We start from the raw sequence: 8,359 nt of genomic DNA on the forward strand, positions 1-8,359 counted from the left end.
CCGGCCGGCCGCACTCAGTGCTCGCCGCCACCGATGTTGATACCGCCGCGCACCGGTCGCGCCAGCCAGACCACACCGATCAGCAGCACGAACAGCACCGCCGAGAGCAGGAATACATCGTTGGCGGCCAGCATGTAGGCCTGCACGTTGAGCTGGCGTTCGAGCAGCGCCAGCGCCTGCTGCGCATCGAGCCCGCTGGCGTGCAGGCCCTGTAGCGCCTCGCGGGTGCTGGTGTCGAACAGCGAGAGGTGCTCGCTGAGCTGCGCGTGGTGCAGTTTGGCGCGGTCGTCCCACAGGGTCGGCGCCAGCGAGGCACCGAAGGCGCCGGCAGTGATGCGCACGAAGTTCGACAGCCCCGCTGCCGCCGGAATGCGCGCCGGCGGCAGGCCGGACAGCGTCAGCGCGGTCAGCGGGATGAAGAATGTCGCCATCGCCGCGCCCTGCAGCAGTTGCGGCAGCACGATGGTCGCCACGTCAGCGCCGGTGGTGAAGTCGGCGCGCATGCAGGCGGTGCTGGCGAATACCACGAAGGCGAAGCTCGCAATCGGCCGCGGGTCGAGGTGCGGCAGCGTGCGGCCGACGATCGGTGACAGCAGCAGCGCGAGGATGCCGATCGGCGCGGTGACCAGACCAGCCAGCGTGGCCGTATAGCCCATGAACTGCTGCAGCCACAGCGGCATGAGCACGACGCTGCCGAAGAACACGCCGAAGCCGAGCGAGATCGCCAGTACTCCAGTCCAGAAGTTACGCCGCGCAAACAGCGACAGATCGACGATCGGGTGCTCCTCGGTCAGCTCCCAGATCAGAAAGGCGATAAAGCCGACCACGGCGACGATCGCCAGCGCGACGATCTCGCCCGAGGCGAACCAGTCGAGCTCCTTGCCCTTGTCCAGCATCACTTGCAGCGCCCCGACCCACAGCATCAGCAGCGTCAGGCCGACGCTGTCGATCGGCAGCCGCCGCGTTGGTGACTCGCGGCCGCGCAGCACGCGCGCCGATAGCCAGGCGGCGAGCAGACCGACCGGCACGTTGATCCAGAAGATCCACGGCCAGGAGTAATTGTCCGACAGCCAGCCGCCGAGGATCGGCCCGAGCACCGGCGCGACCAGCGTCGTCATCGACCACAGCGCCAGCGCCATCGCCGATTTCTCGCGCGGGAAGCAGGCGAGCAGCAGCGCCTGCGACATCGGGATCATCGGCCCGGCCACCGCGCCCTGCAGCACGCGAAAGCTGATCAGCGTTTCCAGGCTGTGCGCCAGCCCGCAGGCCAGCGAGGCCAGCACGAAGGCCAGCGTCGACCACAGAAACAGCCGCACCTGGCCGAAGCGCAGCGCCAGCCAGCCGGTCAGCGGCACGGCGATGGCGTTGGCCACGCCAAACGAGGTGATGACCCAGGTGCCCTGGCTGGTGCTGACGCCGAGGTCGCCGGAGATTGCCGGGATCGAGACATTGGCGATCGTCGAGTCGAGCACGTTCATGAACGTCGCCACCGACAGCGCGATCGTCGCCAGTACCCGCGCGCCGCCATACAGCGGCTGCAGCGTATGGCCGTCGTCGCTCATGGCGTGCCCGGTGCGCCGCAGCCGCCACCTGCGGGCAGCGGCTCGCCGTCGGCGAGCGGCGTATCGGCACCGAGGTTGGCGGCGATGATGCTGCGGATGTGCGCCGCGGCAGTCGCAAGATCGCGGGCGTAGACGCCGGTGTCGAGCACCGGCGCGCGGCGCGGTTCGGCGGCGAGCAGGGCGCCGGAGCGGTCGCGGGTGTCGATGCTGACGTTCATCGACAGGCCGAGGCGCAGCGGATGCGCGCGCAGTTCGGCGGCTTCGAGGGCGATGCGCACCGGCACGCGCTGCACCACCTTGATCCAGTTGCCGGTGGCGTTCTGTGCCGGCAGCAGCGCCGTCGCCGCGCCGGTGGCCATGCCCAGGCCGACGACATGGCCGCGGTAGCGCACGTCGCTGCCGTAGAGATCGGCCGTCAACCAGGCCGGCTGGCCGATGCGCAGCCCGCGCAGCTGGGCTTCCTTGAAGTTCGCCTCCACCCAGACGGCATCGAGCGGCACGATCGCCATCAGCGGCGTGCCCGCGGCGACCCGCGCACCGAGCTGCGCGGCGCGGCGGGCGACGTAGCCGCCGACCGGCGCCGGCAGGCGGGTGCGGGCGCTGTTCAGCATCGCTTCTTCCAGCCGGCTCGCGGCGCGCTGCACCGTCGGGTGATCGGCGACACAGCTGCCGTCGGTCTGCACCGCATTGGCGGCGAGCTGTTCGCGGGCGGCGCTGAGCGCGGCCTCGGCGGCGCGCACGCCGTTGCGTGCGTGCTCGATTTCTTCGGCGGTGACGGCACCGCTGTCACCGATGCGCTGGCGGCGGCCGAGGTCTTCGCGCATGCGCGCGAGTTCCGAGGCGCGCTGCTGCACCTGGGCGGCGAGTGCAGCGCGCTGTGCGAACAGCGTGCGCACGTCGCGCACCGCCTGGGCCAGTGTCGCCTCGGCCTGCTGCTGGGCGATCAGTGCATCACCCGGGTCGAGTTCGATCAGCGTCGCGCCGGCCTCGACACGGTCGGTCTCGTCGGCGTGCACGCTGACCACCGTGCCGGCGATCTGCGGCATGACCGGCACCAGGTCGCCGGCGACGTAGGCGTTGTCGGTACTTTCCTCGAAGCGGCCATGCCGCCACCACTCGACGCTCCAGACGCCGGCCAGCAGCAGACAGCTGGCAGCGAGCAGCAACAGCAGCGGCTTGCGCCGGCGGCGGGCGATCGGGGTTGGGGCGGGCGAGGACATGAGAGTGTCGGTTCCTTGCCGCGCGGCTCAGGGCGCCGCGTCGGCGTTGGCGAGCACGCGGCGCAGCAGCTGCGTGAGCTGCGCGTATTCATCCACCGTGAAGCCGCGCAGGAAGTGGCGCAGCACGTTGACGGCAGCCACCGGCAGCTGCGGCAGCAGCGCCTCGGCGCTGGCGCTCAGCGCGAGCAGCACGACGCGGCGATCACTCGCCGAGCGCTGGCGGCCGATCAGGCCTTTGTCTTCGAGGCGGTCGATCATGCGCGTCATCGAGCCGGTGTCGCTGCCGAGGCAGCGTGCCAGTTCGGCGGCGGTGCGGGCGTGGCCGTGGCCGAGCAGCATCAGGATCACCCACTGCGCGGCGGTGATGTCGTAGGCGCCGGTTTCGGCTTCGAGGGCGGCGAACAGCTCGCTGCGCAGGCGGTGGACGAGGAAGCCGAGACTGTCTTCCAGTCGGTAATCGGCGACGCGAAGTTCGAGCGGAGCGGAATCGGTCATCGGAGCGGCTGCACGGGCCAGGCGACAGACGGGGAGAGGAATCAATACTAGCTGCTGTAGCAGTAAAAGTTCAGGCAGTCACCAGCATGGCAGCCATGCGCAACGGTTGCGTGCAGCCGGCGCATCGTTTGGAATTCGCGCCTGCGCACTTCCCGTGCGGCTCCAGGTACACCGCTTCCATGTCTGATCCGACCCAGCTCGCCCATGAAGGCAGCGAACAGCAATCGCTCGCCGTATTCACCGAGAAGGCCTATCTCGATTATTCGATGTACGTGATCCTCGATCGCGCCCTGCCGCACATCGGTGATGGCCTCAAACCGGTGCAGCGGCGCATCGTCTACGCGATGTCCGAGCTCGGCCTGAGCGCGGCGGCCAAGTACAAGAAATCGGCGCGCACCGTCGGTGACGTGCTCGGCAAGTACCACCCGCACGGTGATTCGGCCTGCTACGAAGCGATGGTGCTGATGGCGCAGCCGTTCTCGTACCGCTACCCGCTGGTCGACGGGCAGGGCAACTGGGGCTCGATCGACGATCCGAAATCCTTCGCCGCGATGCGCTACACCGAGGCGCGTCTGGCGCCGTATGCGCAGTTGCTGCTGAGCGAGCTCGGCCAGGGCACCGTCGACTGGCAGCCGAACTTCGACGGCACGCTCGATGAGCCGGTGCTGCTGCCGGCGCGGCTGCCGAACGTGCTGCTCAACGGCACCACCGGCATCGCCGTCGGCATGGCCACCGACGTGCCGCCGCACAATCTGCGCGAGGTGGCGGATGCCTGCATCGCGCTGCTCGATGATCCGCAGACCTCACTCGAAGCGCTGTGCGAGCACGTGCCGGGGCCGGACTACCCGACCGGTGGCGAGATCATCAGCTCGCGCGAAGACCTGGTGAAGATCTACCGCAGCGGCAACGGCTCGATCCGCGTGCGGGCGCGCTACGAGTACCAGCGCGGCGACGAGGAGATCGTCATCACCGAGCTGCCGTACCAGACCTCGGGCGCCCGCGTGCTGGAGCAGATCGCCGCGCAGATGCAGGCGAAGAAGCTGCCGATGGTCGAGGACCTGCGCGACGAGTCCGACCACGAAAATCCGATCCGCCTGGTGATCGTGCTGCGCTCGAACCGGGTCGACGTCGAACCGCTGATGGATCATCTGTTCGCCACCACCGACCTCGAACGCAGCTTCCGCGCCAATCTCAACGTCATCGGCCTTGACGGCCTGCCGCGCGTGCGCGACCTGCGTGAGCTGCTCAGCGAGTGGCTGGTCTATCGCCGGCGCACCGTGCGCCGGCGCCTGCAGCATCGCCTGGAGAAGGTCGAGGCGCGGCTGCACATCCTCGCCGGCCTGTTGATCGCGTTCCTCAATCTCGATGAAGTCATCCGCATCGTGCGTTTCGAGGACGAGCCGAAGGCGGCGCTGATCGCGCGCTTTCAACTCTCCGAAGTGCAGGCCGAGGCGATCCTCGAAACCAAGCTGCGTCAGCTCGCCAAGCTCGAAGAAATGAAGATCCGCGGCGAGCAGGACGAGCTCAGCCGCGAGCGCGACGACCTGCTCGACCTGCTCGGCAACGAGGCACGCATGACGGCGCTGATCCGCGCTGAAATCAGCGCCGATGCCGAGCAGTACGGCGACGAGCGGCGGTCGAAGCTGGTCGAACGCCGCGCCGCCCAGGCGCTCGACGAAACCCAGCTGGCACCGTCGGAGCCGGTCACCGTGGTGCTTTCAGAGATGGGCTGGGTGCGCGCCGGCAAAGGGCATGAGCTCGACGGCGCCGGCCTCAGTTACAAGGCCGGCGACGCGCTGCTGATGCAGGTCAGCGGGCGCAGCAACCAGCAGGCGGTGTTCCTCGATGACGGCGGCCGCGCCTATGCGCTGCCGGCGCACGGCCTGGCCTCGGCGCGCGGCTACGGCGAGCCGCTGACCGGGCGACTGGACCCGCCGGCCGGAGCGCGCTTTACTGCGGTGCTGCTCGGCAATCCCGACGAGCTCTGGTTGCTGGCCAGCGATGCCGGTTACGGCTTCATCTGCCGCTACGAGGATCTGCTGTCGCGTAACCGCACCGGCAAGGCCGTGGTCACGCTGCCCGCCGGTGCACGGCTGCTGCCGCCGCAGCCGGTGCCGACCGTGGCGGGCGACCGTCTGGTGGTCGTCACCCGCCAGGGGCGGCTGCTGTGCCTGGCCGCCGCCGAGCTGCCGCAGATGGCCAAGGGCAAGGGCAACAGGCTGATCGCGCTGCAGGCTGATCACGACGGCGTGGTCGCCACCGGCGTACTGCCGGCGGCGGCGAGCCTGACGCTGTACTGTGGCAAGCGCACGCTGACGCTGAAGCCGGCCGATCTCGATGCCTATACCGGTGAGCGCGGCAAGCGCGGCCGGGAACTGCCGCGCGGTCTGCAGAAGGTCGAGCGCATCGAGGTGGTGCAGCCCTGAGTGCCGAGCGGCCCGGGCCCGCTGCCCGGGCCGCGGCTCAGGGCAGTTCCGGCAGGTCGCTGGAAAACACCGCCGGGCGCGGGTCGAACAGGTAGCGGATGAAGGCCTGGCCGCCGGCCTGCTCCCAGGCCGGGTTGTGTTCGTAGCTGGCGGCGAGGCCGGTCTGCCAGTACGGCGACAGTCGCCAGATGGCCTGCAGGCGCAGGCGGCTGGCGAGGCCGCGATCCTCGCTGGCGGGATATTCGCGGCCGTCGGGCGACAGCGGCAGATACGGCGAGGCATCCTCGCGACGCGTCTGCCAGCCGATCTGCAGGTCGCCGCGCAGCAGCTGCGATTGCCCTTCGCGGGTCAGGAAGTTGGCTCCGAGGGCGAGGCCGAGGCGGCGCTGCGGGCTGTCGTAGCCGCCATGGCCGAGCGTGAACTGGCTGAGGTTCTCGTCGTAGGCGGCCCAGTCGACACGCGGCCCGAGCGTGAAGTGGTCGAAGCCGTCGATGCCGAGATCGCGGCTCAGTGACAGCGAGCTGGTGCGCGCGGTATTGGCGGCGACGTCCTCACCGTCGAGCCAGAAGCGGCTGAAATCGACGTGCACGACCCAGTCCGTGAACGGCGTCCAGCGCGTGCCGAGCGCAAAACCGCCGGCCGCGACCCGACCCCAGCGCTCGTTGCTGTAGGGATCGCGCAGGCCGCTGTAGGAGAGCAGGGAATCCTCGACCGGGCGGCGGAACAGCTGCACGTCCCAGCGCTGTGTGGCGAAGTCGACGGTAGCGCCGAGCGTGGCGTGCAGCGGGCTGGCGAGGCCGTCGACCACCGGTGTCTGGCCGAAGCTGAAGTAGGGGGCGAGGCGGCTGTCGTGGCGATAGCCGATCTGCCAGGCATCACCGCTGACGGCCCGCGTCGGCGCGTAGGCAAAGGCGCCGCCTTCGGCGCTGCCGATCGCGGCGCCCTGCTGCGGGCGGTCGCTGCGAGTTTCGATACGGCCGGCGGCGAAGCTCCAGGCGCTGACATCGTCACGCCACTCAATGGCCGCCAGCGGCAGCGTGATGCGCAGGCTGCGGTCGAGCCCGGCCTGCCCCGGCCGGTAGCTCAGACCGGCGACGCCGAGCAGGCTGTCGCTGTCGATGTGCGCGAGCTGTGGCCAGACGTCGGCCGCGCGGCGGTAGGCCGCCAGGAAGCGCTTTTGATCGTAGTCATCCGTTGCCCGCTGCAGCCGGGTGGTTTCTACGGGTTCCTCAGCCCGAGCCGGCCCGCTCGCACCCGTCAGGATCGCGACAGCGAAGAGCAGGCGACGCGCGGTGCGCCGCGATGTGCCTGCCGACTTCACTGGCAACCGATTCGATTGCCGACGTAGCCACCGGCACCGGCGCCGGCCACGGTGGCCAGCGTCTTGCCGGTGCCGCCGCCGACCTGATTGCCGAGCAGACCACCGGCCGCGGCGCCTGCCACTGTGCCGCCGATGCATTTCGCCTCGGGTGACAGATGGCCGGACTGCGTGCAACCGGCGCTGAGCATAGCGAGGCCGAGGGCGGTGACGACGAGCGATGGGAGGTTCATGGTCCTCTCCTGATGCGTTGGGGGTAACGGAAAGCGTAACGCTTTCCTGTCACTTCGACGCGATCCGACGCGGAATGTTCGGGTTTCTGGCGCGCTGGCCGCTGCGCGGCGTTGAGTGCGCGCAAAAAAAAAGCGGGGACTTCGAAAGTCCCCGCACAAACCTGCCTCAGGAGATCAAACGAGCTTGTGTGCCCATTCCGCCAAGATGGGCCAGCTCAAGGCCGCGTACCGCCATTTCATGTTGCGGCCTCGGGGCTTATTGAACCTGGAATCGGCATCGATCTCGTTGACCTGCATCAAGCAGATGCGAATGGACTGGCGGATGGCCGGTTCAGGCGGGCTTGTGGTCGATCATGAAGGTGGCTTCACCTTCGACGACAGTGCGGCCCTTGACGGTGGCGACGGTGTCACAGATGACACGGCGCTTTTCGAGGATGATTTCACGCACGGTGAGGGTCGCGGTGACGGTATCGCCAATGTGTACCGGCGCTTTGAACTTCAGCGTCTGGCCGACGTAGATCGCGCCGGGGCCGGGCATCCGCGTGCCGGCCACGCAGGAGATCAGGCCCGCGCAGAACATGCCGTGGACGATGCGTCCCTTGAACATCGTCGTTTCGGCGAATTCCTGATTGATGTGTACCGGGTTGTCGTCGCCGGTGATGCCGGCGAACAGCACCACGTCGGCTTCGGTGATGGTCTTCGCGTAGCTGGCGGTCTGGCCGACGCTCAGATCTTCGATGTAGTAGCCGTGTAGATCGGACATGGCGGTGAGCTCCTGTTGCGGGTTGGGGGGAAGAACATGAGCGAGGCTAAGGAAAATCGGAATATCCGGCATAGACTCAGGTCAACCGTTGCCGGTCATCCTGCCATTTAGTGTTGCAAGTGCAAGTATTGGTCTGTAGTCTCACTAGGGTTTTCCCTAGTATGCATTCTGCTAAAACTGTGCTGAGCGCTACCGGATGTTAAAGCCGGCGCGGGAATTACTGTTTACTACCGAAGGTGATGCTTTGATGAAAGTCCTGGTCGCCGTAAAGCGGGTGGTGGATTACAACGTCAAGGTGCGGGCGAAGGCCGACGGCACGGACGTGGACATCGCCAACGCGAA

At 68.2% G+C, this 8,359-nt stretch carries 6 protein-coding genes and 2 pseudogenes; 2 read left to right on the top strand and 6 right to left on the bottom strand.

The window, feature by feature from the left end; all coding sequences use genetic code 11:
- Nucleotides 1–14: 14 nt before the first annotated feature.
- From C7443_RS17425 to C7443_RS17435, 3 genes are read right to left on the bottom strand one after another with little or no spacing between them, the layout of a single operon-like run.
- Nucleotides 15–1,562: a DHA2 family efflux MFS transporter permease subunit gene (locus C7443_RS17425; protein WP_110019991.1), complete on the bottom strand. Its 1,548-nt coding sequence runs from the start codon at nucleotides 1,560–1,562 to the stop codon at nucleotides 15–17.
- Entirely contained in the window at nucleotides 1,559–2,782 is a 1,224-nt protein-coding gene (locus C7443_RS17430; RefSeq protein ID WP_110019992.1) for an HlyD/EmrA/EmrK family protein, read from the bottom strand. The genes C7443_RS17425 and C7443_RS17430 overlap by 4 nt, the downstream gene beginning before the upstream one ends.
- Nucleotides 2,783–2,809: 27 nt before the next feature.
- Nucleotides 2,810–3,277, bottom strand: coding sequence for a MarR family winged helix-turn-helix transcriptional regulator (locus C7443_RS17435; protein ID WP_110019994.1), 468 nt, complete (start codon nucleotides 3,275–3,277; stop codon nucleotides 2,810–2,812).
- Between the two features lie 179 nt (nucleotides 3,278–3,456).
- Here C7443_RS17435 and parC point away from each other — a divergent pair, with 179 nt between their 5' ends.
- Nucleotides 3,457–5,703 carry a DNA topoisomerase IV subunit A gene (parC, locus tag C7443_RS17440; RefSeq protein WP_110019996.1) on the top strand — a complete coding sequence of 749 codons (2,247 nt, stop codon included), beginning with the start codon at nucleotides 3,457–3,459 and terminating at the stop codon, nucleotides 5,701–5,703.
- A gap of 37 nt (nucleotides 5,704–5,740) precedes the next feature.
- Here parC and C7443_RS17445 read toward each other — a convergent pair whose 3' ends face one another.
- From C7443_RS17445 to C7443_RS17455, 3 genes and pseudogenes are all read right to left on the bottom strand, one after another.
- A complete protein-coding gene (locus C7443_RS17445) occupies nucleotides 5,741–7,024 on the bottom strand; it encodes a cellulose synthase subunit BcsC-related outer membrane protein (RefSeq protein ID WP_170123673.1) in 1,284 nt (427 codons plus the stop codon).
- A gap of 8 nt (nucleotides 7,025–7,032) precedes the next feature.
- Nucleotides 7,033–7,158: pseudogene (locus tag C7443_RS20475) on the bottom strand (glycine zipper 2TM domain-containing protein); the annotation flags it as partial.
- Nucleotides 7,159–7,585: 427 nt separating this feature from the next.
- Nucleotides 7,586–8,017: a MaoC family dehydratase gene (locus tag C7443_RS17455; protein WP_110020001.1), complete on the bottom strand. Its 432-nt coding sequence runs from the start codon at nucleotides 8,015–8,017 to the stop codon at nucleotides 7,586–7,588.
- Nucleotides 8,018–8,264: 247 nt separating this feature from the next.
- Here C7443_RS17455 and C7443_RS20480 point away from each other — a divergent pair.
- Nucleotides 8,265–8,359, top strand: a pseudogene (locus C7443_RS20480) (electron transfer flavoprotein subunit beta/FixA family protein); the annotation flags it as partial.

Origin of the sequence: Plasticicumulans acidivorans (assembly GCF_003182095.1) — a bacterium.
GTDB lineage: Bacteria > Pseudomonadota > Gammaproteobacteria > Competibacterales > Competibacteraceae > Plasticicumulans > Plasticicumulans acidivorans.

What these genes read in the sequence shown, in the direction of transcription:
- C7443_RS17425 (WP_110019991.1), bottom strand. Translation starts at nt 1,562, where the DNA reads ATGAGCGACGACGGCCATACGCTGCAGCCGCTGTATGGCGGCGCGCGG.
- C7443_RS17430 (WP_110019992.1), bottom strand. Translation starts at nt 2,782, where the DNA reads ATGTCCTCGCCCGCCCCAACCCCGATCGCCCGCCGCCGGCGCAAGCCG.
- C7443_RS17435 (WP_110019994.1), bottom strand. Translation starts at nt 3,277, where the DNA reads ATGACCGATTCCGCTCCGCTCGAACTTCGCGTCGCCGATTACCGACTG.
- parC (WP_110019996.1), top strand. Translation starts at nt 3,457, where the DNA reads ATGTCTGATCCGACCCAGCTCGCCCATGAAGGCAGCGAACAGCAATCG.
- C7443_RS17455 (WP_110020001.1), bottom strand. Translation starts at nt 8,017, where the DNA reads ATGTCCGATCTACACGGCTACTACATCGAAGATCTGAGCGTCGGCCAG.